Source organism: Planktothrix paucivesiculata PCC 9631 (assembly GCF_900009265.2).
Classification (GTDB): Bacteria; Cyanobacteriota; Cyanobacteriia; order Cyanobacteriales; family Microcoleaceae; genus Planktothrix; species Planktothrix paucivesiculata.
This window is the reverse complement of record NZ_LR735013.1, coordinates 14,146-38,568: the sequence shown is the minus strand read 5'-3', so window position 1 is coordinate 38,568 and position 24,423 is coordinate 14,146. Positions and strand designations below refer to the sequence as shown.

Here is a 24,423-nt window from a genome sequence, read left to right as displayed (position 1 = left end):
AAATATCTAAATTGAAACATTATCGATTCACGAACGTTATTGACAGATATAATTTAATTGAGTTTGATTATTGGTTTTTCACCCAGGAAAGAACACTTTCTACATCCGTAACGGTCTCTCCTTCAGGAACCGGGGGACGTTGTATCATGACAATGGGTAATCCTAACTCCCGGGCGGCGATAATCTTGGCATAAGTCGCATCACCTCCACTATTTTTACTAACAATTGCCCCGATTTGATGTTTTTGTAAAAGCGATCGCTCTGACTCCAAAGAAAACGGCCCCCGTTGCAAAATTAACTGTCCGGGGGGGATGGGTAAATTGGGTTCAGGAGGGTCAATCATCCGCATCAAAAACCAGATATTTTTTATATGGGCATAAGCGGGGAGTTCTTGCCGACCAATGGTAAGAAATATGCGTTCAGCTAACCCTGGTAAGGCCTTCGCCGCGGCTTGATTTGTGTTTACCTCAATCCAGTGATCTCCTAATACTGGTTTCCAAGCGGGACGAATTAGCATTAATCGGGGAATCCCAGATTTAGAGGTGGCTTGAGCAGCATTAAAAGAAATTTGGGCGGCAAAAGGATGGGTAGCATCAATTAACAGATCAATGTGTTCTTGGCTTAGATAATCTGCTAATCCAGCCACTCCCCCAAACCCTCCGATCCGAAAAGAAACCTGGCTAGTTTGAGTCACAGGTTGCTGAGTTCGACCTGCTAAAGAAGCGATCGCCTCCACACCCGGAATTTGATTAATTTGAGTTGCTATTGCTACCGCTTCGGTCGTTCCGCCTAAAATTAAGACTCTTTTTTGATGACTCATAAGTATAGCAAGCAACACAGAAAAAAGTTATTTCTATCTTACTTTAATTGTTAATAAATTTCTCGAAAATATCGCCAAAGTCTTTACGAACATAAGTTTTATGAGCTTGATCGAGCCAATGAAAAGCATACTGGTTAATTGCTTTAAATTGTTCTTCTAAAGCGGAGGCAGTTGTAGAACGGTTAATGGCGTTTGTTGCTGTATTTAAGCTGGTTTTAGCATATTCGTAATAAATCGCATTTTCATGCTGAATGGCTGATATTGTAATTAATGCTTTATACAAGTCTTTAAGTTTTTCGATAAAGGCTTTACCAACATCAATGGAATAGGAATGTTCACCCATAGTAAATTTGATTTCAATGTCCATATCTAAAGTTCCTGCTGTTTCTAGCTTCACATTTTTAATGATATGATGATTGTAACTAAAACGGTGTAGCAAGCGTTTTTTGCTAACAGCAGAAGTGCCATCAAGATGAATCAAAGCGCGATTAGTAAAGCAATATTCATCGGTTTTTGACTTAATTAGAAAATAGATTTTTTCCCCTTCTTCCTGGATGATATAATCATCGGTATCTACTTTGTCATAGTCTTTGGGTTGGATGACAGCACCAATATCACTTAAACCCAAAACATCCGCCGCAATATTTTTGAACATATATTTGCCTCTGCGATCGCATGAATAACATTAACTTAATTATATCCGACATTCCACACTTTAAAAGAGCAACAGACTGTACTACATAAATTTCGATAGATCAGTATAAATACTTATCTATCTAATTAATTAGAATCTTCAACAAGAGGTTCGATTAAATCAATAATTTGCTCAAATTGAAATTGACGCACCAGTTTAGTCAAACTTTTAGGGAAAGCAGCTTCGGTTTCGGGAATTTCTGAGATTAATCTCACGATTTGCTGCTCATCTGCTTCGAGAACTGCTTGATATAATCTGAGCAGCCATGCTTGGGGCATGATTTGAAATTGTTCTGTAGTTAGTTGGGGTAATTCATGAATTGTTTCTCCTATTTTACTATTCCCATCTGTCATATTTTCATAAATATATTTGACTCCTAAATGCTTTGTTAAGATTTCAAAAATTGTAGATTCTTTAAAGGGTTTTCTCATAAAATCATCACATCCTGCTGATAAAGTAATCGCTTTTTCTTCTTCTAAAACACTGGCAGTTAAAGCAATAATCGCGGTAGCATTACCTTGAGTAGTTGACTTAATATATTTAGTAGCTTCATAACCATCCATTACAGGCATTCTCATATCCATAAATATTAAATGAGGTTGCCATTCTTGCCAAATATTAATAGCTTCCTGTCCATTACTGGCTTGTTTAACCTCAAATCCTAAAGGGGAAAGTAATTTTGTTAATAATTGGCAATTAATCGCTTTATCATCTACCGTCAAAATTTTGTAAGTCGGTTGATCGGGTGCTAGTGCTAATACCCATTGGGAATTAATTTGTTCAATTTTAGTTAATTCTTGACCTAATTGTACCACAATCGAAAATTGAAAAGTTGTACCTTTCCCTAATTCACTCTCTACCGTAATATCTCCTCCCATTAACTGCACAAATTGACGACTAATCGCTAATCCTAATCCCGTTCCTTCTTGGGATTCTCGTCCTGATTCGGTTTGGGAAAATGCCTCGAATAATTTAGTTAATTCTGCTTGAGAAATTCCTTTACCTGTGTCGCTAATTTGAAAATTTAAAGTCTGATTTTGGTTCTCTTTATTTTCCTGGCTATTAACCCTTAAAATCACTTCACCTTGAGATGTGAATTTAATCGCGTTGCCTAATAAATTCAGTAAAACCTGACGTAATTTTACGTCATCAGCATAAATATAACGCGGTAAATTTTCACCCCGATCAAAGATTAATTCTAATCCGGCATTAAACGCCATCAGATGAAGCATATCTTGCAAATCATCTAATAATTGATCTAGATCAACATCTTTTTGATTTAAAGTAGTTTTTTGGGCTTCAATTTTGGCAAAATCTAAGACATTATTAATTAAATTTAATAAATAATCACCACTTCGTTGAATAATTCCGGCATTTTTATATTGTTCAGAAGGTAGATTTTTTGTGCGTAACATTAACTGAGAAAAACCAATAATGGCGTTTAATGGACTCCGCAATTCATGGCTCATATTGGCAATGAAGGTACTTTTTGCTTGATTAGCAACTTCTGCTTTTTCCTTAGCAATAGATAATTCTGCGGTGCGTTCTTCTACTCGATTTTCTAAGGTTTCAAAAGATTCTTGTAACTGTTTTGCCATTTGATTAAAAGAATCAGCTAGAGTTTCGATCTCAGAAACTCCTTTGATTTCGACAACCTGATTAAATTCACCATCAGCGAGCGCACTACTAGCTTGACTTAATCTGCGTATTGGTGCAGTAATTAAATTTGAGGTAATAATTCCTAATCCTGTAGCGATTATTAAAGCAAATAAACTCAGAATCAGAGTTGAATGAGTATTCTCATTAATTTGTTCCATAAAATCGGCTTCTGGAATCACCACAACAATAATCCAATTAATTCCTCTATGATCATTTAATGGTAATACCTGTATAAACTGTCGTTGACCCTTCCAATTAAAATCTAACTGTTCTGATTTTTGAATATGTGTAAAGTCACCAAAATGCTGCTGCAAATATTGAGATGTCTCACGGATTAAAGAGTTACTGCTTGCCAATGCTTTAATTAAGGTTTTCTCCCTATCTTTTCCCATAGTTAATGGTTCTTGAGTCGAACTAGAAATGATTAAACCAGATCGATCCATCACAAATGCCTGTCCTGTTTTACCAATAGTCAGACTCCTTAAAAAATTCCTTAAATTTTTACTAAAAATCACATCATCACCACAAACACCGATCAAGTTTCCTTTTTGGTCATAGACAGGTTCACTAGCAGTAATTGTCGGCTCTCCCGTTGCAAAATCTAGGTATAGTTCACTCCAGATCGGTTTACCTGCCTTCACGGCGGAAAGATACCAAGGGCGTTGACGAGGATCAAACTTTCGCAATTTTTTATTAATTTCTTTCCGATTACCCCAATCATCTATTCTATATCGGTGAAAAAGATAATTGGTTTCCTGATTACTAGCTGCCAGATATAACGCTGTGTCACGGTTCGATACACCCAAATACTGTCCTTGAGAATTACCACAATAAAATGAATAAATAAAAGGAAATTTTTTGACTTGGATTAATAATTGTCTAGCATTACTGGCTTTCGCCATATCAAATTTACCTTCGGCTAAAGAGGCGGCATTAATTTCATTGAGAATATGTGGCGTATTAATATATTGTTTTATTTCCCCATCTATCTGTACTGAAATTTGTTGACGTAGTTGAGTTGCTACTTCGTTAACCGCTTTTTGTCCATTGCGTAGTGAAACATAACCAACTAATCCTACTGCTCCCACAATTTGTAAAATAAAGGGGATTATTAATACTAATCTCAGGGGGATTTGTCGAGTTTTTTTTTGTTTTGAGGTGCGATCGCTAGTCATCATTAAGTAATCAGGAATTTTATTTATAAAAATTATCAATTATCGCTTGTCAATTGTCCATTATTAAAGGTTCGATTAAATCAATAATTTGTTCAAATTGATATTGACGCACCAGTTTAGTCAAGATTTTAGCTAAAGCAGCTTCGGTTTCAGGAATTTCTGAGATTAATCTCATGATTTGCTGCTCATCTGCTTCGAGAACTGCTTGATATAATCTGAGCAGCCATGCTTGGGGCATTATTTGGAATTGTTCTGTAGTTAGTTGGGGTAATTCATGAATTGTTTCTCCTATTTTACTATTCCCATCTGTCATATTTTCATAAATATATTTGACTCCTAAATGCTTTGTTAAGATTTCAAAAATTGTAGATTCTTTAAAGGGTTTTCTCATAAAATCATCACATCCTGCTGATAAAGTAATCGCTTTTTCTTCTTCTAAAACACTGGCAGTTAAAGCAATAATCGCGGTAGCATTACCTTGAGTAGTTGACTTAATATATTTAGTAGCTTCATAACCATCCATTACAGGCATTCTCATATCCATAAATATTAAATGAGGTTGCCATTCTTGCCAAATATTAATAGCTTCCTGTCCATTACTGGCTTGTTTAACCTCAAATCCTAAAGGGGAAAGTAATTTTGTTAATAATTGGCAATTAATCGCTTTATCATCTACCGTCAAAATTTTGTAAGTCGGTTGATCGGGTGCTAGTGCTAATACCCATTGGGAATTAATTTGTTCAATTTTAGTTAATTCTTGACCTAATTGTACCACAATCGAAAATTGAAAAGTTGTACCTTTCCCTAATTCACTCTCTACCGTAATATCTCCTCCCATTAACTGCACAAATTGACGACTAATCGCTAATCCTAATCCCGTTCCTTCTTGGGATTCTCGTCCTGATTCGGTTTGGGAAAATGCCTCGAATAATTTAGTTAATTCTGCTTGAGAAATTCCTTTACCTGTGTCGCTAATTTGAAAATTTAAAGTCTGATTTTGGTTCTCTTTATTTTCCTGGCTATTAACCCTTAAAATCACTTCACCTTGAGATGTAAATTTAATCGCGTTGCCTAATAAATTTAATAAAACTTGACGTAATTTTATCCCGTCACCATAAATATAACGCGGTAAATTTTCACCCCGATCAAATATTAATTCTAATCCGCCATTAAACGCCCTTAAATGTAACATATCTTCCAAATCATCTAACAATTGATAGAGGTCAAAATCCTTTTGATTCAGAGTAGTTTTTTGAGCTTCAATTTTAGAAAAATCTAAAACATTATTAATTAAAGTTAATAAATATTCCCCACTTCGTTGAATAATTCCCGCATTTTCGTATTGTTCAGAAGGTAAATTTTTGGTGCGTAACATTAATTGGGAAAAACCAATAATTGCATTTAATGGACTCCGCAATTCATGGCTCATATTCGCAATAAATGTACTTTTTGCCTGATTTGCTACTTCTGCTTTTTCCTTAGCAATAACTAATTCTGCGGTGCGTTCTTCTACTCGATTTTCTAAAGTTTCAAAAGATGTTTGTAACTGAATTGCCATACTATTAAATGAATTGGCAAGAGTTGATATCTCTGTAATATTTTTAGTTCTTATTAAATCATTTTCTTGATCAGACTTTTGCCATTCTCCTAATGCTAAAGCCTGACTTGCTTGACTTAATCGTAAAATTGGTTTAGTAATCCATCGTGCAGTGAGAATACCAATTATTGTGGCAACAATAAGAGTTAGGCCACACAAGACAATTGTTAAATGGGCATTTTCCTGGATATGTTCCATGAAGTCAGATTCAGGAATAACAATAACTGTTAACCAGTTTAAATTCTGTTTGCTGACTGGAAGAACCTGCACAAAATATTTCTGACCATCCAATGACAAATTAAGTTTTTGAATATTTTGAATACTTTCTAGTTGAAAGTTATCTGTTAAATATTGGGAGGTTAAGCGAGTGATTTTATTTTTACTAGCTGTTGCTTTTAAGCGGCGGGAACTAGCATTAACATTTTGAGATAATTTACTTTTAGCGGTAGTTATAAATGGTACTTCATTAATAGAATTAGCAATCATTTTTCCTTGTTGATCTATTAAAAATGCTTGCCCTGTATCCCCAAATTTTAGACCTTGAAGAAAGTCTCCAAACTGAGTTAAATATAGACCAGAAACAAGTACCCCTTGAAATTTTCCCTGTACATCTTTAAATGGCAAATAATAAGCTGAAAGCAGAAGTGGGTGATCTTTTCCCCGTGCTAAGCTGACCACAATATTCCAATTTCCCGTCTTCGCTTCCTTTGCAGCACGATACCAAGGCTTCCCCCCAGGAGGGTCATTATGGGGATTATAGTCAGTCCTAATATCCAGTAACTCATGAGTTTTACCTGTGATATCTGCTAGGTAACGATAGAAATTTTTACTTTTTGAAGTATCTAAAATCCTAACGGTAAGCTGATCAGATGCAGATCGTGAAACTGATATAAAATCTTTTCTTTCGTTAGAAATAAACGCATTACTGACACTAGGAAAAATTTGTAATTGCTGGGCAAAGTGTGTTTGCAGAACTGGTAAATTTTGGTAATCTAAAATTCCTTGACGGATGAGGGAGGCATTAGTTTGAGTAAGTTGTTCGGGTGCTTTGAGATAGCTGTTTAAGTTTTGTTCAATGCGATCGCCGATTTCTGACATCAAAGATGTTGCCATATCTTCCACTGCTTCTTGTCCACTGCGATAGGAAAGATAACCGACTAATCCCACAGCGCCCACAATTTGCAGGACAAAAGGGACAATTAGCAGTAATCTTAGGGGAATTTGTCGAGTTTTTGGGGTTTTATCGGCGCGATCGCTAGTCATCATTAAGTAATCAGGAATTTTATTTATAAAAATTATCAATTATCGCTTGTCAATTGTCCATTGTTAAAGGTTCGATTAAATCAATAATTTGCTCAAATTGAAATTGACGCACCAGTTTAGTCAAACTTTTAGGGAAAGCAGCTTCGGTTTCGGGAATTTCTGAGATTAATCTCACGATTTGCTGCTCATCTGCTTCGAGAACTGCTTGATATAATCTGAGCAGCCATGCTTGGGGCATGATTTGAAATTGTTCTGTAGTTAGTTGGGGTAATTCATGAATTGTTTCTCCTATTTTACTATTCCCATCTGTCATATTTTCATAAATATATTTGACTCCTAAATGCTTTGTTAAGATTTCAAAAATTGTAGATTCTTTAAAGGGTTTTCTCATAAAATCATCACATCCTGCTGATAAAGTAATCGCTTTTTCTTCTTCTAAAACACTGGCAGTTAAAGCAATAATCGCGGTAGCATTACCTTGAGTAGTTGACTTAATATATTTAGTAGCTTCATAACCATCCATTACAGGCATTCTCATATCCATAAATATTAAATGAGGTTGCCATTCTTGCCAAATATTAATAGCTTCCTGTCCATTACTGGCTTGTTTAACCTCAAATCCTAAAGGGGAAAGTAATTTTGTTAATAATTGGCAATTAATCGCTTTATCATCTACCGTCAAGATTTTGTAAGTCGCTTGTTCGGGTGCTAGTGCTAACACCCGTTGGGAATTAATTTGTTCAATTTTAGTTAATTCTTTACCTAATTGTACTGGAATCGAAAATTGAAAAGTTGTCCCTTTTCCTAATTCACTCTCTACCGTAATATCTCCCCCCATTAACTGCACAAATTGACGACTAATTACTAATCCTAATCCTGTTCCTTCTTGGGCTTCTCGTCCTGATTCGGTTTGAGAAAATGCCTCAAATAATTTAGTTAATTCTTCAGATGAAATTCCCACACCAGTGTCAAGAATACTAAAATTTAAACTATATTTTTCATCTATTTCATCGGCTGTTGAGTTCACACTCAAAACCACTTCACCTTGATGGGTGAATTTAATCGCATTACCCAATAAATTTAGTAGAACCTGACGTAATTTTACCCCATCTGTATGAATATAACGCGGTAAATTTTCACCCCGATCAAAGATTAATTCTAATCCAGCATTAAAGGCTATTAAATGTAACATATCCTCTAAATCATCTAATAATTGATATAAGTCAAAATCTTTTGGATTTAAAGTAGTTTTTTGGGCTTCAATTTTGGCAAAATCGAGAACATTATTAATTAAAGTCAATAAATATTCCCCACTTCGTTGAATAATTCCCGCATTTTCGTATTGTTCAGAAGGTAGATTTTTTGCGCGTAACATTAACTGCGAAAAACCAATAACTGCGTTTAATGGACTCCGTAATTCATGGCTCATATTGGCAATAAAGCTACTTTTAGCCTGATTAGCAACTTCTGCTTTTTCCTTAGCAATAACTAACTCTGCTGTGCGTTCTTCTACTCGATTTTCTAAAGTTTCAAAAGATTCTTGTAACTGACTTGCCATAATATTAAATGAATGGGCAAGAGTTGATATTTCTGTAATATTTTTAGTTCTTATTAAATCATTTTTTTGATCAGACTTTTGCCATTCACCTAATGCTAAAGCCTGACTTACTTGACTTAATTGTAAAATTGGTTTAGTAATCCATCGAGCAGTAAGAATACCAATTATTGTGGCAACAACAAGAGTTAGACCACACAAGACAATTGTTAAATGGGCATTTTCCTGAATATGTTCCATGAAGTCAGATTCAGGAATAACAATAACTGTTAGCCAGTTTAAATTTTGTTTGTTCACAGGAAGAACCTGCACAAAATATTTCTGACCATCCACTGATAAATTAAATTTTTGAATTTTTTGAATATCTTGTAGTTTAAAGTGATCTGTTAAATATTGGGAGGTTAATCGAATGAGTTTATTTGTACTAGCGGTTGCTTTTAAGCGTCGTGAATTAGCATCAACATTTTGAGATAACTCACTTTTCGCGGTAGCTATAAATGGTACTTCATTAACAGAATTAGCAATCATTTGTCCTTGTTGATCGATCAAAAATGCTTGCCCTGTGTTCCCAATTTTTAGACCTTGGAGAAAGTCTCCAAACAGAGGTAGATATAGATTAGAACCAAGTACCCCTTGAAATTGTCCCTGTGCATCTTGAAATGGCAAATGATAAGTTGCAGACAGAAGCGGGCGATTTTTTCCCTGTGATAAATTGACAAAAATGCCCCAAGTTCCGATCTTGGCTTCCCTTGCCTCACTATACCAAGGCTTCCCAGGAGGGTCATTATGAGGATTATAGTCAGTCCTAATGTCCAGTAACTTATGAGTTTTACCTGTTATATCTACTCGGTAACGATAGTGATTATTGCTTTCTGAAGTATTTATAATCCTCACAATAAGCTGATCAGATGATAGGTCTCGTGAAACTGATATATAGTCTTTTTTTTCGTTAGCAATTTTCACCATACTCACACTAGGAAAAATTTGCATTTGCTGGGCAAAGTGTGTTTGCAGGGCGGGTAAATTTTGGTAATCTAAAATTCCTTGACGGATGAGGGAGGCATTAGTTTGAGCAACTTGTTCCGGTGCATTGAGATAGCTGTTTAAGCTTTGTTCAATGCGATCGCCTATTTCTGACATCAAAGATATTGCCATATCTTCTACCGCTTCTTGTCCACTGCGATAGGAAAGAAAACCTACTAATCCTACTGCTCCCACAATTTGCAAGACAAAGGGGACAATTAGCAGTAATCTTAGGGGAATTTGTCGAGTTTTTGGGGTTTTATCGGCGCGATCGCTAGTCATCATTAAGTAATCAGGAATTTTATTTATAAAAATTATCAATTATCGCTTGTCAATTGTCCATTGTTAAAGGTTCGATTAAATCAATAATTTGCTCAAATTGAAATTGACGCACCAGTTTAGTCAAACTTTTAGCCAAACAAGATTCGGTTTCAGGAATTTCTGGGATTAATTTCATGATTTGCTGCTCATCTGCTTCGAGAACTGCTTGATATAATCTGAACACCCATTTCTGGGGCATGACTTGGAATTGTTCTGTAGTTAGTCGGGGTAATTCATTAATTTTCCCTCCTATTTGACTATTCCCATCTGTCATATTTTCATAAATATATTTGACTCCTAAATGCTTTGTTAAGATTTCAAAAATTGTAGATTCTTTAAAGGGTTTTCTCATAAAATCATCACATCCTGCTGATAAAGTAATCGCTTTTTCTTCTTCTAAAACACTGGCAGTTAAAGCAATAATCGCGGTAGCATTACCTTGAGTAGTTGACTTAATATATTTAGTAGCTTCATAACCATCCATTACAGGCATTCTCATATCCATAAATATTAAATGAGGTTGCCATTCTTGCCAAATATTAATAGCTTCCTGTCCATTACTGGCTTGTTTAACCTCAAATCCTAAAGGGGAAAGTAATTTTGTTAATAATTGGCAATTAATCGCTTTATCATCTACCGTCAAGATTTTGTAAGTCGCTTGTTCGGGTGCTAGTGCTAACACCCGTTGGGAATTAATTTGTTCAATTTTAGTTAATTCTTTACCTAATTGTACTGGAATCGAAAATTGAAAAGTTGTCCCTTTTCCTAATTCACTCTCTACCGTAATATCTCCCCCCATTAACTGCACAAATTGACGACTAATTACTAATCCTAATCCTGTTCCTTCTTGGGATTCTCGTCCTGATTCGGTTTGAGAAAATGCCTCGAATAATTGAGTTAATTCTGCTGGAGAAATTCCTTTTCCTGTGTCGCCAATTTGAAAATTTAAAGTCTGATTTTGGTTCTCTTTATTTTCCTGGCTATTAACCCTTACAATCACTTCACCTTGAGATGTAAATTTAATCGCGTTGCCTAATAAATTTAATAAAACTTGACGTAGTTTTACTCCATCAGCATAAAGATAACGAGGTAGATTTTCTCCACGGACAAAAATCAATTCTAATCCCGCATTAAACGCTCTTAAATGTAACATATCTTCCAAATCATCTAACAATTGATATAGATCAAAATCTTTTTGATTCAGAGTAGTTTTCTGAGCTTCAATTTTAGAAAAATCTAAAACATTATTAATTAAAGTTAATAAATATTCCCCACTACGATGAATAATACCAGCATTTTCGTACTGTTCAGAAGGTAGATCTTTTGTGCGTAACATTAACTGCGAAAAACCAATAACTGCGTTTAATGGACTCCGCAATTCATGACTCATATTAGCAATAAATGTACTTTTAGCCTGATTTGCTACCTCGGCTTTTTCCTTAGCAATTGCTAACTCTGCTGTGCGTTCCTTTACACGATTTTCTAACTCTTGATTTAATTTTTGTAACTGCTTTTCTGCTTGTATCCGTTCACTAACTGTAGCTAATAATACTAGATTAGTAATAGTTGTTACAGCCATAAATGTTTGTAATAATAGAGTTGCCTCGCTGATATTACTTGTTCTTGCTATAAATGGGCCACCATCATAAAAATTTGATAAAATCGAGATCATTGATACTAACAATGTAGCGATAATCGAGATTCTTTGATCAAATTTTAAAGTTGCCCAAATAATAAAAGGTAAAGGCAAATATTCTATGGGATAATTGGCAAGATGCTTATCTATTTTTTGAAAAAAGATTAGAGAACTAACAATGGTAATTATACTCAACAGAAGCAAAGATTTTACCCTTTTTCTCAGTAATTCTGGTTCGGATAAAATTTGCTGATCGGGTAGCAACTTATTTGGATATAACAATAAAATTAAGGGAGTAAAAATTAATATTCCCATGACATTTCCTAGCCACCAATTCCAAAAAAGATTAATAAAATTACTCCAATCTCCTAAAGGAGATACACAAACAAAATCACGCCACATCCCTTCTTTAAATAAACAAATAGTTGAGACTTGCAAAATTGTTTTAATTTGAGTAGAAATTATCGCCCCCCAAAATATCAACTTAAAGACATCACTTAAACGATTTAAACGGCGATCAAACTTAAAATAACTTAAACATTTGACTGCAAATATAGTTTGTAATATTTCACCAATTGCAGGCATAATTGATGTAGTAAAATCAAACTCATCTGAAAAAAAAATGATGTTTAATAAGATAAAACTAATGACTATACCGGGCCAAACCCTAATCCCAAATAATAACATTAGTGCTAGGGCGATTCCGGCAGGTGGCCAGACAGCTAGAGCAAGAGGATCTATTAACTGAAGTTTTATTGCTAGACTCATCCCTGCAATATAAATGACAGTAAATGTGATGAGTTGAAACTTATAGTTTCTGGATAGCGATCGCCGAATTTTTTGCCTTAATTTCATTGATAAATTTTAAATATTAAAAAAAATCCCTGGTTTATCAGGGAAGATCACAAAATTAACACTGATAACTGGTACGGGCGGGTTCTTTTATATGTGTTGTTAATCACCTAAATCTCGATGAACCCGCCCCTACAAATAATTACGCACCGCCCCGTAATTTTTCTAATACACTCCGATCCTGTAAGGTAGAGGTATCTCCGGTAATTTCCTGACCCGCAGCCAGCGATCGCAATAACCGCCGCATAATCTTCCCAGAGCGGGTTTTGGGTAAATCATCCGTAAACCGAATTTCCCCGGGACGGGCTAAAGCCCCAATTTCACCGACAACGTGCTTTTTCAATTCCTTAGCCAACTCCTCCGAGGCTTCCTTGCCTTCCTCCAAGGTGACAAAAGCCACAATCTCCTCCCCCTTAATCTCATCGGGTTTACCTACCACCGCCGCCTCAGCCACCGCCGGATGGGACACTAACGCCGACTCAATTTCCATTGTCCCTAAACGATGTCCCGACACATTGATCACGTCATCCACCCGACCCATAACCCAGAAATAGCCATCCCGGTCTTGATGGGCTCCATCCCCGGCAAAATAGAGGGGAATACCGTCTTTTGGTTTCAAATATTCCCAATATGTCCGACGGAAGCGGTCAGGATCACCATATATCGTCCGCATCATTCCCGGCCAGGGATACCGCACCACCAAATAGCCCCCACTATCATCGGTTACGGGATTTCCTTCGGTGTCCACCACATCCGCTAAAATCCCCGGGAAGGGTAAGGTAGCCGAACCGGGTTTGGTGGGAGTCGCCCCGGGTAAGGGGGTAATCATGAACCCGCCCGTTTCCGTTTGCCACCAGGTATCGACAATCGGGCATTGACCGTTTCCAATAACTCGTTGATACCACATCCAAGCTTCTGGGTTAATGGGTTCTCCCACGGTTCCTAAGAGCCGTAGAGAGGATAAATTACGGGACTTGGGATGATGTTCCCCCATTTTCATAAATGACCGAATCGCGGTGGGTGCGGTATAGAATATCGTCACCCCGTATTTTTCCACCACATCCCAGAAACAACCCGGGTTAGAAGTACGCGGCGCTCCTTCATACATTAAGGTTGTCGCCCCATTGGATAAGGGCCCATAGACAATATAACTGTGTCCAGTAATCCAACCGACATCGGCCGTACACCAATAGACATCGGTATCCTGTAAGTCAAAAGCCCATTTATTCGTAATGTGGGTGTAGAGGTTATACCCGCCCGTGGTGTGGACAACGCCCTTGGGTTTGCCCGTTGTTCCACTGGTATACAAGATGAACAGCATATCCTCACTATCCATCGGTTCGGCGGGACAGTCGGCGGAAACCCCCTGTCTGAGATCATGCCACCAATGATCCCGTCCCGGTTCCATATTAATTTTTTGGTTAGTTCTTTGTACCACTAAAACGTTATCAACGCAGGTCGCCCCCGCTTCAATGGCCCTATCCACCTGTTCTTTTAGGGGAACAATGGCATCTTTGCGCCAGCCCCCATCGGCGGTAATCACTAATTTGGCTTCCGCATCGACTAAGCGATCTTTGAGTGCTTCTCCACTAAACCCGCCAAAAACAACGGTATGGGGCGCACCAATGCGGGCACAGGCTAACATGGCAATGGCGGCTTCGGGTATCATGGGCATATAGATGCCAATCCGATCGCCTTTTTGCACTCCTAACTGTTTGAGAACGTTCGCCATTTGACAGACTTCTCGATGCAGTTGGAAGTAAGTTAAAGTTCGGGTATCGCCCGGTTCTCCTTCCCAAATTAAGGCGGCTTTATTTTTCCGCCAAGTGGTTAAATGCCGATCTAAACAATTATAGGAAATATTAATTTTGCCATTGACAAACCATTTGGCAAAGGGTGCTTGCCAGTCTAAAACCTGATCCCATTTTTGAAACCAATGGAGTTCTGTTTCCGCTAGTTCTGCCCAGAACGCTTCGGGGTTGGCTTTAGCTTTTTCATAGAGTTGTTTATACTCCTCTAAGGTTTTAATGTGGGCATTCTGGGAAAACTCAGAATTAGGTTGAAACAACCGATTTTCTTGCAGAATCGATTCTATCGTAGGTTGTGACATAATCAGTTATCAGTAATCGGTAATCAGTTATCAGTGTAAGAGTTAAGAGTTAAGAGTTAAGAATTGGCTTGATAATTCTTAACTTTTGTGATTACTATTTACTAATTACTGTTTATGGAAATGATTGGTCAATTATTAGATCGAAGATACCGGATTGTTCAAGTCCTGAGTTCAGGAGCCTTTGGACAAACCTATTTGGCTGCGGATACCCGACGTCCGGGTCATCCCCAATGTGTGGTCAAACAATTGCGACCACCTAATAATAATTCTAATACTTTAAAGACCGCATTACGATTATTTCGCCAAGAGGCAGAAATCTTAGAACGATTGGGAAAACATGATCAAATTCCCCAATTATTAGCTTATTTTGAAGATCACAATCAATTTTATTTGATCGAAGAATTCGTTAGTGGACAGCCTCTTATGAAAGAGTTGGTTCCTGGGGTTCCTTGGTCAGAAGAACAGGTGATTTTATTAATCGAAGATATTTTAGAAATTTTAGTGTTTGTCCATGATAATCAAGTGATTCATCGGGATGTTAACCCTTCTAATTTAATCCGTCGTAAATCCGATAAAAAATTAGTATTAATTGATTTTGGTTCCGTCAAAGAAGTCAGTACCCGACTCGCCGATGGTAATGGTCAAGGATTACGAACCATAGCCACGGGAACTCCGTTTTATATGCCCATTGAACAGTTCCAAGGTCATCCTCAATATAATAGTGATATTTATGCCGTGGGGATGATTGCCATTCAAGCCATTACAGGGTTAGAAGCTTCAGATTTACCTAAGTTACAAGATCCAAATTTATCGAGCACCGGAGAATTGAGTTGGCAAAGTTATGCCAAAGTTAGTGCGGGATTAGCCCAAGTGATTGATAGAATGGTACACCCTTATTATAGCAAACGCTATCTGAATGTTATTGATGTTTTAGATGATTTAAGAAAGGCGACGGGACGTTCGGGATTTAATATTAGTAAGTTAAAAAACTTTCCGGTTTACCAAGAGGAAAAGCTACCGATTCCTTGGCCAAAAATAGGCGCCATCACGATCACCGGATTAGTGGGTTTAATTGTAATTTTTGGGTTAATTCAAGTTTTAAATCGTCCCAGTCCTTTGAAAGCTCAAAATACGTTTAAAAAAGGTATCGAAAAATCTGAGGCTGGGGATGCAAAAGGCGCGATTAGGTTATTTACTCAATCGATTAAATTCAATCCAAACAATCCCGAGGCTTATCACAAACGGGCTAATTCCTATTATGATTTAAAGGAATATAAACAAGCTTTAGAAGATTATACAAAAGCGATTGAACTCGACCCAAACTATGTGAATGCCTATTTTAATCGAGGGTTAACCCGTTATGATGTGAAAGATTTATCGGGGGCTTTAGCGGATTTTAACCAAGTCTTAAAAAAAGAACCACAGGATGGAGATGCTTTCTATAAAAGAGGTTTAATTCATTATGACTTAGAAGATTATGCCGCCGCTATTGAAGATTATAATACGGTTTTACGACTGCAACCCAAACAAGCCAAAGTCTATCGCGCTAGAGGGACTGCATTAGTTAAATCCGGGGATTTACAATCAGGAATGGCCGATTATACGGAAGCGATTCGCCTAGAACCTAAAAACCCTATAGGGTATTATGATCGAGGTCGGGCGAGATTTCATTTAGGAGATTATCAAGGCGCCTTAGGGGATTATAATACCGTCTTACAAATTGATCCGAATAATTCGGAAGCCTACGCTAATCGTTGTAGTGTTTATATCAATTTATGGGACTATAATCAAGCGATTAAAGATTGCACGGAAGCGATTAATAGAACTCCCAATGAAGTCGCCTATAATAATCGTTGTATTGCTAATTTGAATTTAAAAAATTATCCCCAAGCGATTGAAGATTGTTCAAAAGCTATTGAAATTAAAGGAGATGATTATAAAGCCTATAGTAATCGAGGATTAGCCCGTTCCGCAGCCCAGGATTATGAAGGAGCAATTGCCGATTATACCCAAGGAATTAATATTAATCCCAATGACGCCGAAGCTTATGGAAATCGTGCCCAAGTTCATGTTAGAATGAAAAATTATGATAAGGCGATCGCCGATTATGCCCAAGCCATTCGTCTGAAACCTAACTATGCTGCGGCTTATTATGGACGAGGATTAGTTAGAATTGAAATCGGTGATAAAAGTGGCGCTATTAGTGATTTTGAACAGGCGGGCAAACTCTATTTGGAACAAGGCTTAACGGGCGGTTATAAAGATGCCCAGTTCCAAATTAAACGGTTACAATCGGGGGGGTAATTGAGTTTATCTGCCAATTCGATTGGTAAAACCAGAGGCTTTAAATTGCTTGAGTTGCAGAGGAGTTTCCAGGTTAGAAGGAACAGAAATTCTAAACTCAAAATCACTAATACCCGGGGGAACTGTATCAATATTCCCTAAGCGTCCTCGATTTTGCATCACAGGGTTATTAGTAGCATCATAAATTCTACCAAAAATATCGGCATCTACAACGACTTTTCCCGATGTATTATTGGCTTTTCCGGTAATAATAAAACAGTAGGCATCCTGACTTGACCCACTAGATACATAGCCTTCTGCTAATTCAGGAGGACAGTCTTTATAACTTAAATCTTGGAGTTGAATGGGAATAGATGCCCAAGCGGGAGGAGTCCAAAAACTGGCAATTAAAACCCAGAAACACAGGCAAAAAATAACGGGTAAAATTCTAAATTTCATGGGAATTTTAAATTATTTTAGATTTAGATATTGTTGCAGAGACTGACGCATAATCTCGATAGGAACAGGTTGCTGTAACCATAATTCTAAGGCAGCGGCTCCCTGAATTACTAACATTGGTAATCCATTTAAAATTATCGCACCTCTGGCGGCGGCTAAATTCAAGAATTGGGTAGTTTCAGGAATATAAATTAAATCATAGGCGATCGCACCTAGTTTAATTTTATCCATCACCGACGCTTCAACCGGAGACTCCCCGACGTGAGGATACATTCCCACCGGGGTTGTATTCACCAGCAGGTCAGCTTGGGGAAGGAGACTCGATAATTGTTCCCAGGGACAGGTTTTGACCGCTACCGAGAGGGGGGACGCGATCCAACTCTGTTGAAATGTGGCCAATTTCTGGGGGTCACGACCCACCACATAAATTTCCCCGATCCCTAACTGGGCACATCCGGCCACCACCGCCCGCGCCGCCCCACCATATCCCAGAATCACAGCCACCTGATCATTCCAGTTTTGATGATGCACCTCTAAGGGAGTCAGAAAACCCACAACATCGGTATTTGTGCCACTCCAGCCTTTTTGAGTCCGCCAAACAGTATTCACCGCCCCGACAGATTGGGCTAGGGTGGTTACTTCTGATAAAAAGGGTAAAATCGCCTGTTTGTGGGGAATAGTAATATTAAATCCCTGAATTCCCATGGCTGCAAATCCTTCAAGGGCGGTTTTTAAATCCTCGGGAGAAATAGCAAAAGGCAGGTAAACATAATCCACTCCCAAATGGGCGATCGCCGCATTGTGCATCACCGGAGAAAGGGAATGTTCAATCGGATCACCGATTACTCCTAATAGTTTTGTTGTTCCTTTAATCATAATATTATTAAATAGATTTACAGTCTTTTTCGCCATCCTCATTCCATATTCTTTGATATTTTCTCCTATTTAATCAATTCTTGCCATTCTAAAATAATAGGAGAAGGAAGAATTAGAGTGTGTTGTTGATCCTCTAATGGTAAATGTAGTTTTACCTGTTCTGTTGAGGAGAGTTGAGGCAAAATTTCCTTGAGGTTATATTCAGCAACATTAGCGGCTGGCGACTTTTTAGCAAATTGATCCTCAGCTTGAAACAGTCTTCCTTGAGAAGTCATAATTTCTAACCCTTGAGGATGAAGAAATACAGCCTGATTCGGAAATCCCACTAAACGTAAATTAATGGTGTCAATTTGATCATTCTTGACCCGTTTAAATAGAACAACTTGCCAAGCAGTCCCGGTTTCGTCTCGTAAGCTATGACGGGATTGATACAACATTTGTCCAGGGGCTTCCTGTTGCTGCCCGATAGTGGCGTGGGCCGGTTCTAGGATGAAAAATTGGCTCCCTAAGCTTAAAAACAACAAAATCATCCCGATGACTACGGTTTGGGTTAATAATTTCAACATCATTCCCCTGCTTGTAAATTATTCCTCTCCTGATGTGAGAGATGGCGATATATTAGCATAGATTATCTTTTTCTTCAAAAAACAATATTTTTTTTATTTGAACCCTATATACAAATTTAAAAAAATAAAATAGTATAACTATATGGTTGTAAAACCAATTAGCGAAATACCGCACCTTGAAAATTACATACGCAATACATAACTCCAATGACAACTTCCATTCAAAGACAGTCAAGTGAAAACTTGTGGGAACGGTTTTGTAACTGGGTCACAAGTACCGAAAACCGCCTGTATCTGGGCTGGTTTGGGGTTTTGATGGTTCCGACCTTACTGGTAGCCACCATCTGCTTCATCCTTGCCTTTATTGCCGCACCTCCGGTGGATATCGACGGTATCCGCGAACCTGTTTCCGGTGCACTGCTCTACGGAAATAACATCATCACGGCGGCGGTTGTGCCTAGTTCCAATGCCATTGGTCTGCACTTCTATCCCATCTGGGAAGCCGCAAATATTGATGAGTGGCTGTATAACGGTGGCCCCTACCAAATGATTGTGTTTCACTTCCTGATCGGCATTTTTTGCTACATGGGTCGGGAATGGGAATTATCCTATCGTTTAGGGATGAGACCTTGGATTGCTGTTGCCTATAGTGCTCCTGTAGCTGCTGCTACTGCGGTGTTGCTGGTCTATTCCATTGGTCAGGGTTCTTTCTCCGATGGTTTACCCCTAGGGATTTCCGGCACTTTCAACTTTATGATCGTCCTGCAAGCCGAACATAATGTTTTAATGCACCCCCTGCATATGTTGGGTGTGGTCGGTGTTTTTGGTGGATCTTTGTTCGCAGCCATGCACGGATCGTTAGTGACATCTTCTTTAGTTCGTGAAACTAGCGAAAATGAATCTCTAAACCAGGGTTACAAATTCGGTCAAGAAGAAGAAACCTACAACATTGTTGCGGCTCATGGTTACTTCGGTCGTTTAATCTTCCAGTACGCTAGTTTCAACAACAGCCGGAGCTTACACTTCCTGTTAGGTGCTTGGCCGGTGGTTGGGATCTGGTGTGCATCCCTAGCGGTGGCTTGCTTCTCTGTCAATCTGAATGGTTTTAACTTTAACGAGTCCTTACTGGATGCAGAGGGTCGAGTGATTAATACCTGGGCTGATGTGATCAATCACGCCAACTTGGGAATTGAGGCAATGCACGAACGCAATGTCCACAACTTCCCCTTAGACTTAGCTTCTGGTGAATCTATTCCCGTAGCTTTAGTTGCTCCTAAAGTTAATGCTTAATTCTTGACTTAAATCATAAAAAACGCTTTCCGAAAGGAAGGCGTTTTGTGGTGTCATTTTTTTGTCCATAGCGCGTAGCACTATAAAAATCAAAAATAGCTAGGTAAAGCCCAGCTAAAATCCGTGCAATCGCTTTAATCCCTATAAATTCCTGTTCAAAATTCCTGAGCTTCTACCAAAATCGGATTAACGTCATACCAAAAATGTTGGGATTGATGATATTCAAACACCCATAAACTTCTTAATAGGGTTTGATATTCCATTTGACCACTTAATTTTTTGGTTGCTGCAACTTGACGCAACATTTCTCTTTCATTGGCTTCAATTGCTAAGGTTAATTGGTGACGCCGTTGCAAAATTACCTCCTCTAAGGACTGTCTGGTTAATGGAGGATCTTCTCTTTGTAAACAGCTATATAACAAAATTAGTAAACTCCGAACATGACCACCACTAATTGTACAAAGTCGATCTAAGGTGTCATGATTATCAAAAATTTGTGTTACTAAATTTGTATATTCTTGGGAATCAATTCCCGGAAATGCTCTCGCCATTACCATGTGTCGTAATAGTTCAATCCCTTCTTCACAGGGTGTTCCATCTTCAAATTTTACCGTAACCATGGGTAAGGTTTTCGGGTCACTCCCAAAGCGATTCATCAGTTGTCCCAAATCATTAGAAAAAATTAAACCTAATGGAATCGTATAGACAACATGACAATTGAGTTTATTCAGTTGTTCGCCTCGATCAATAAATAAATATTCGGGTCGTGGACGTCCGGTACTCATTGGGCTACCAGAGATTCGGTCTAAATTATCAACAATGACCACCAAACCCTTTTTCCCCATTTGTTTCAATTGCCCGATTGAGGGTTCCAATAATTCTTTATTAATTGCCTCTAAAATATTATTGGTTCGAGGTTCTAAATATTGACGTAATAAAGATCTCAAATCTGGGCTATCTTTGGTTTTAGCGGTAATATTACCAATTCCCGTGGAAAGGGAAAACTCTCCTTCCGTATTCGCACTAACTGTGCCAATTCCAGGTAAATTCAGATCTCCTTTTAAATCAATTTCTGTATTTAAAACCCCGATTACTCCACTTAATAAACTCTTAAAACCTTTAGGTTGTAATTTGATTTTTAGCAGTTCAATACTTTCGCTGACTTGACGGGCGATCGCTAATAAAATATCCGTGATATCCACATCCCCCATATCTAAATCCTTACTCGACTCAAAATAAACGACATGGAATCCTTCTTTTTTGAGTTGAGATTGAAGTCGGAGTAATTCCGTTGATTTCCCTGATCCAACATGACCGGTAAAAAGTTGACAAGTGGGGCGATCGGGCGATAAACGGGTAATGGTTCGGGAAATTTGCTCAATCAGTTTCCCTCCCCGTGCGGGAGAAAAATCAATATAATATTGTTTATCTTCCGGGTTTTCCACATCTAGGGTTTCAGCCGGATTAGAAGCTTTAAAAAAACGAGATAAATCAAGTTCCATTGTTGTTAAATAAAGTTACAAATTTGACAGGATCTCTATTACCCTTAGACCATAAATCGATGTTTCAATGTTCCCGATTTTCTGCGATTCAATATAAATCTTTAGTTTCAAAGGATTAGTAGGCTAACCACAACCCAAAACTAAAACCAAGGCCGGAAATTATCCCTAAAATCAAAAAGGTATAAAACCCATTGTACGACGCCAGTAATTTTTCCCCGGCTACCATTTGCGCCACGACTCCGGCAACCAAGGCGATCGCACCCCAAGCTGCAATAATCACTTCTGGCTGTAGGCGTTCGATCACCCGAATCATGGCTTTTTGTCCCGCTCCCATCCAAGCCCCAATCCATCCTCCTAATACTAATCCAAATAAACTCCCCGTTCCCAGTTTGGCTCTGGATTGAAACATCGCATCCAAAATAATTCCTAACATTAATCCCATAATTACCCCAAAACCGCCACCCACAAATGAACCCACCCAATTTCCCCGGCGAGTTCCGGCAATTAATCCGGCAATGGCGGCAATTCCCATCAGCGTCAATAGTCCAATTAGCGATTTAGAGGCTGTTTCTGAGCCCGCGATCGCCCCTAATCCGATGCCAACCATCCCCCATACTGTTGCGGTAATCATGCCCCCCGCTTGATTTCCTAGAACCCAACCTGCGATCGCCCCAGCAAACATCAATGAGATTAACCAAGGTTGGGAGGAATCCGAATCCTCACTGGCGACCAAGGTAATCGTAAACCAAGCAATTAGGCCAAATATCCAAACCCAGAAGGGAATCTTCAAAGTTATTAAAATCCAAGCGATCAGGGTATAACAAACAAATACCGCCGTGAGCCAGNGGGCAGGGGAGGTAGGGGAGGTAGGGGAGGTAGGGTGAGTTAAATGGGTTTTTAGGGTTTCGTAGGCATCGCTAATTTCTTTGAATTGAGCTTCAGCCTGGATTTGTAAGGGAGAATTTTGGGGATAGCGATCGGGATGCCATATCAATGCTAGATGGCGATAGGCTTGTCTGACTTCCTCTAAGCTTACTCCGGGTTCTAGGTCTAAGATTTTATAGGACTTTTCAATCTCCACGTTTGAAATTTGTTGACCTTCGCTGATTTTTTACTACTCACAATTATTGCAATAAAGAATAAACTCCTTGCGGATTTAATTGTCTACGACAAAGTTCTCGGCGTTCTAAATTATTGGCGTAACATTCATTTACTTCAATTTTTTCTCGATCTAAAGAAATTAAACTATCAATTAAAATTACCTCTGATGGACTGTTGACCCTGTGACCAAATATGCCTGTTTCTCCCGGTTGAAGTTCCGTTGGGTTAACCGTTGCTTCTAAAGTTTCTAGTTCTACTAACTGATCATTCTGTTGTTGATATTCTCGATAAATAACTTTTGGCGATCGCATGGGTATTGAACTGGTATTTTTTACTTTACCCTCAATAAAATAACGCACTACACTTCCTTCTCCAACGCTCACTAACCTAACATCACTAAACATTGAGGCTGCATTTTTAGCAATCGTCACAGATGTAGATTGTTGTAATAAATTTTGACGAGGAGAAATCGGATTATTGTTAATTGTTTTTAATGCGGGAATCAGTCCAGCAATGATCACAAATACTAAAGCCCAAGGTAAATCAATTGGCATGATGAAATCCCCTAAATCAGAATATTATCCTAATAAATGCGGTTCTGCTGCGACAATTTTGTCATATAACGACTGAAAACTAAACCACCCCAGATAAGCACTGCCAACTTGACTAAAGGTTAAATGAATCGAAAGGCGGTGGCTAACCGTTGCTGACGATGCAGGCGTTCATCTTCGATTCGTTCAAAGGTGGGGGGCTGGGGTAGGTTAAACTGAATCATGATTTCCTAAATGGGTTTCTGTCTTCTGTTGTAGCTCAGGTTGAGGAGCAAAAAACTTTTTTTGAAAAAGGGGTTGACATTCCCAGAGAAAGGGAGTAGATTGGTAAGTTGTGAGGGAGAAACGAGCGAACCAAAAGAACGCCAAACCCTCAAAAACAGGAAAAGTTTTATAAAGCTTTCCTGGTGCCTATGGCTCAGTGGAACCACTCCGATCCATCTCGAACTCGGAAGTGAAACGCTGATACGGCGAAGATACTTGGCGGGTAGCCGCCTGGGAAAATAGCTCGGTGCCAGGTTAATATCAAACAAAAAACCCGCTTCCAGTGATAAATCGGAAGGGGGTTTTTTGTATTTTAATATCCTCAGAAACCCGGTTTCTCATCCAAATTTGGGATAAGAATAGGGAATCTGTACAGAAACCCAGTTTCTTTGACCCGTTTGATCCGTCAAACCCCGTCAGCAAGAGGAATCAGAGGATCAAAAAAACTTTTTTGAAAAAGGGGTTGACATTCCTAGAGAAAGGGAGTAGATTAGTAATTCGTGAGGGAGAAACGAGCGAACCACAAGAACGCCAAACCCTCCAAAACAGGAAAAGTTTTATAAAGCTTTCCTGGTGCCTATGGCTCAGTGGAACCACTCCGATCCATCTCGAACTCGGAAGTGAAACGCTGATACGGCGAAGATACTTGGCGGGTAGCCGCCTGGAAAAATAGCTCGGTGCCAGGTTAATATCAAACTAGAGCCTTCTTCCAGTGATAAATCGGAAGGAGGCTTTAGTATTAGAAACCGGGTTTCTTTCAAGATTTAGGATGGCAAATCAGGGTTTATATAGAAACCGGGTTTCTTGTTTCTTTGCCCCCGGTATT

General features: G+C 38.5%; 15 protein-coding genes and 2 rRNA genes. 4 read left to right on the top strand and 13 right to left on the bottom strand.

Features of this window, described 5'->3' with window-relative positions; genetic code table 11:
* Positions 1 to 67: 67 nt before the first annotated feature.
* The 7 genes from PL9631_RS10695 to acs form a co-directional block, all read right to left on the bottom strand.
* Positions 68 to 820 (bottom strand): cobalt-precorrin-6A reductase, encoded by a 753-nt coding sequence (locus PL9631_RS10695; protein ID WP_083620055.1) that lies wholly within the window; start codon positions 818 to 820, stop codon positions 68 to 70.
* 43 nt (positions 821 to 863) lie between these two features.
* Entirely contained in the window at positions 864 to 1,475 is a 612-nt protein-coding gene (locus tag PL9631_RS10690; RefSeq protein ID WP_083620052.1) for a PH domain-containing protein, read from the bottom strand.
* 125 nt (positions 1,476 to 1,600) lie between these two features.
* Positions 1,601 to 4,351, bottom strand: coding sequence for a hybrid sensor histidine kinase/response regulator (locus tag PL9631_RS10685; RefSeq protein ID WP_197046329.1), 2,751 nt, complete (start codon positions 4,349 to 4,351; stop codon positions 1,601 to 1,603).
* A gap of 46 nt (positions 4,352 to 4,397) precedes the next feature.
* Positions 4,398 to 7,211, bottom strand: coding sequence for a hybrid sensor histidine kinase/response regulator (locus PL9631_RS10680; protein WP_197046328.1), 2,814 nt, complete (start codon positions 7,209 to 7,211; stop codon positions 4,398 to 4,400).
* Between the two features lie 46 nt (positions 7,212 to 7,257).
* Complete coding sequence (locus PL9631_RS10675) at positions 7,258 to 10,071, bottom strand: hybrid sensor histidine kinase/response regulator (protein ID WP_197046327.1); 2,814 nt, start codon at positions 10,069 to 10,071, stop codon at positions 7,258 to 7,260.
* A gap of 46 nt (positions 10,072 to 10,117) precedes the next feature.
* Complete coding sequence (locus PL9631_RS26720) at positions 10,118 to 12,598, bottom strand: MASE1 domain-containing protein (RefSeq protein WP_083620045.1); 2,481 nt, start codon at positions 12,596 to 12,598, stop codon at positions 10,118 to 10,120.
* 139 nt (positions 12,599 to 12,737) lie between these two features.
* Positions 12,738 to 14,705 carry an acetate--CoA ligase gene (gene acs / locus PL9631_RS10665; protein WP_083620044.1) on the bottom strand — a complete coding sequence of 656 codons (1,968 nt, stop codon included), beginning with the start codon at positions 14,703 to 14,705 and terminating at the stop codon, positions 12,738 to 12,740.
* A 114-nt stretch (positions 14,706 to 14,819) separates the two neighbouring features.
* Here acs and PL9631_RS10660 point away from each other — a divergent pair, with 114 nt between their 5' ends.
* Positions 14,820 to 17,009: a serine/threonine-protein kinase gene (locus PL9631_RS10660; protein WP_083620041.1), complete on the top strand. Its 2,190-nt coding sequence runs from the start codon at positions 14,820 to 14,822 to the stop codon at positions 17,007 to 17,009.
* Positions 17,010 to 17,015: 6 nt separating this feature from the next.
* Here the strand turns inward: PL9631_RS10660 and PL9631_RS10655 are convergent, their stop codons facing one another.
* From PL9631_RS10655 to PL9631_RS10645, 3 genes are all read right to left on the bottom strand, one after another.
* Positions 17,016 to 17,447 carry a hypothetical protein gene (locus tag PL9631_RS10655; RefSeq protein ID WP_083620037.1) on the bottom strand — a complete coding sequence of 144 codons (432 nt, stop codon included), beginning with the start codon at positions 17,445 to 17,447 and terminating at the stop codon, positions 17,016 to 17,018.
* A gap of 12 nt (positions 17,448 to 17,459) precedes the next feature.
* Positions 17,460 to 18,323, bottom strand: a complete 864-nt coding sequence (locus tag PL9631_RS10650) for a shikimate dehydrogenase (protein WP_083620240.1) — start codon at positions 18,321 to 18,323, stop codon at positions 17,460 to 17,462.
* A gap of 65 nt (positions 18,324 to 18,388) precedes the next feature.
* Complete coding sequence (locus PL9631_RS10645) at positions 18,389 to 18,892, bottom strand: DUF3122 domain-containing protein (RefSeq protein WP_156090513.1); 504 nt, start codon at positions 18,890 to 18,892, stop codon at positions 18,389 to 18,391.
* A 204-nt stretch (positions 18,893 to 19,096) separates the two neighbouring features.
* On the opposite strand from PL9631_RS10645, the gene psbA reads away from it, so the two are divergent.
* Complete coding sequence (gene psbA / locus PL9631_RS10640; protein ID WP_083620031.1) at positions 19,097 to 20,179, top strand: photosystem II q(b) protein; 1,083 nt, start codon at positions 19,097 to 19,099, stop codon at positions 20,177 to 20,179.
* A 155-nt stretch (positions 20,180 to 20,334) separates the two neighbouring features.
* On the opposite strand, the gene PL9631_RS10635 is transcribed toward psbA, so the two are convergent.
* The 3 genes from PL9631_RS10635 to PL9631_RS10625 all read right to left on the bottom strand — a co-directional run bounded on the left by PL9631_RS10635 (position 20,335) and on the right by PL9631_RS10625 (position 23,336).
* The gene (locus PL9631_RS10635) at positions 20,335 to 21,681 is read right to left on the bottom strand and encodes a P-loop NTPase fold protein (RefSeq protein ID WP_083620029.1); all 1,347 of its coding nucleotides are present in this window, start codon (positions 21,679 to 21,681) and stop codon (positions 20,335 to 20,337) included.
* A 115-nt stretch (positions 21,682 to 21,796) separates the two neighbouring features.
* Positions 21,797 to 22,762, bottom strand: coding sequence for a J domain-containing protein (locus PL9631_RS10630; RefSeq protein WP_083620026.1), 966 nt, complete (start codon positions 22,760 to 22,762; stop codon positions 21,797 to 21,799).
* A 43-nt stretch (positions 22,763 to 22,805) separates the two neighbouring features.
* Positions 22,806 to 23,336 (bottom strand): hypothetical protein, encoded by a 531-nt coding sequence (locus tag PL9631_RS10625; RefSeq protein WP_083620024.1) that lies wholly within the window; start codon positions 23,334 to 23,336, stop codon positions 22,806 to 22,808.
* Positions 23,337 to 23,736: 400 nt separating this feature from the next.
* On the opposite strand from PL9631_RS10625, the gene rrf (PL9631_RS10615) reads away from it, so the two are divergent.
* Positions 23,737 to 23,853, top strand: a 5S ribosomal RNA gene (gene rrf / locus PL9631_RS10615).
* A gap of 313 nt (positions 23,854 to 24,166) precedes the next feature.
* Positions 24,167 to 24,283 (top strand): 5S ribosomal RNA (rrf, locus tag PL9631_RS10610).
* Positions 24,284 to 24,423 lie beyond the last annotated feature (140 nt).

Coding starts and splice junctions, on each gene's coding strand:
- acs (WP_083620044.1), bottom strand. CDS start 14,705: ATGTCACAACCTACGATAGAATCGATTCTGCAAGAAAATCGGTTGTTT.
- PL9631_RS10680 (WP_197046328.1), bottom strand. CDS start 7,211: ATGATGACTAGCGATCGCGCCGATAAAACCCCAAAAACTCGACAAATT.
- PL9631_RS10675 (WP_197046327.1), bottom strand. CDS start 10,071: ATGATGACTAGCGATCGCGCCGATAAAACCCCAAAAACTCGACAAATT.
- PL9631_RS10655 (WP_083620037.1), bottom strand. CDS start 17,447: ATGAAATTTAGAATTTTACCCGTTATTTTTTGCCTGTGTTTCTGGGTT.
- PL9631_RS10635 (WP_083620029.1), bottom strand. CDS start 21,681: ATGGAACTTGATTTATCTCGTTTTTTTAAAGCTTCTAATCCGGCTGAA.
- PL9631_RS10650 (WP_083620240.1), bottom strand. CDS start 18,323: ATGATTAAAGGAACAACAAAACTATTAGGAGTAATCGGTGATCCGATT.
- PL9631_RS10660 (WP_083620041.1), top strand. CDS start 14,820: ATGGAAATGATTGGTCAATTATTAGATCGAAGATACCGGATTGTTCAA.
- PL9631_RS10695 (WP_083620055.1), bottom strand. CDS start 820: ATGAGTCATCAAAAAAGAGTCTTAATTTTAGGCGGAACGACCGAAGCG.
- PL9631_RS10690 (WP_083620052.1), bottom strand. CDS start 1,475: ATGTTCAAAAATATTGCGGCGGATGTTTTGGGTTTAAGTGATATTGGT.
- psbA (WP_083620031.1), top strand. CDS start 19,097: ATGACAACTTCCATTCAAAGACAGTCAAGTGAAAACTTGTGGGAACGG.
- PL9631_RS10645 (WP_156090513.1), bottom strand. CDS start 18,892: ATGATGTTGAAATTATTAACCCAAACCGTAGTCATCGGGATGATTTTG.
- PL9631_RS10625 (WP_083620024.1), bottom strand. CDS start 23,336: ATGCCAATTGATTTACCTTGGGCTTTAGTATTTGTGATCATTGCTGGA.
- PL9631_RS26720 (WP_083620045.1), bottom strand. CDS start 12,598: ATGAAATTAAGGCAAAAAATTCGGCGATCGCTATCCAGAAACTATAAG.
- PL9631_RS10685 (WP_197046329.1), bottom strand. CDS start 4,351: ATGATGACTAGCGATCGCACCTCAAAACAAAAAAAAACTCGACAAATC.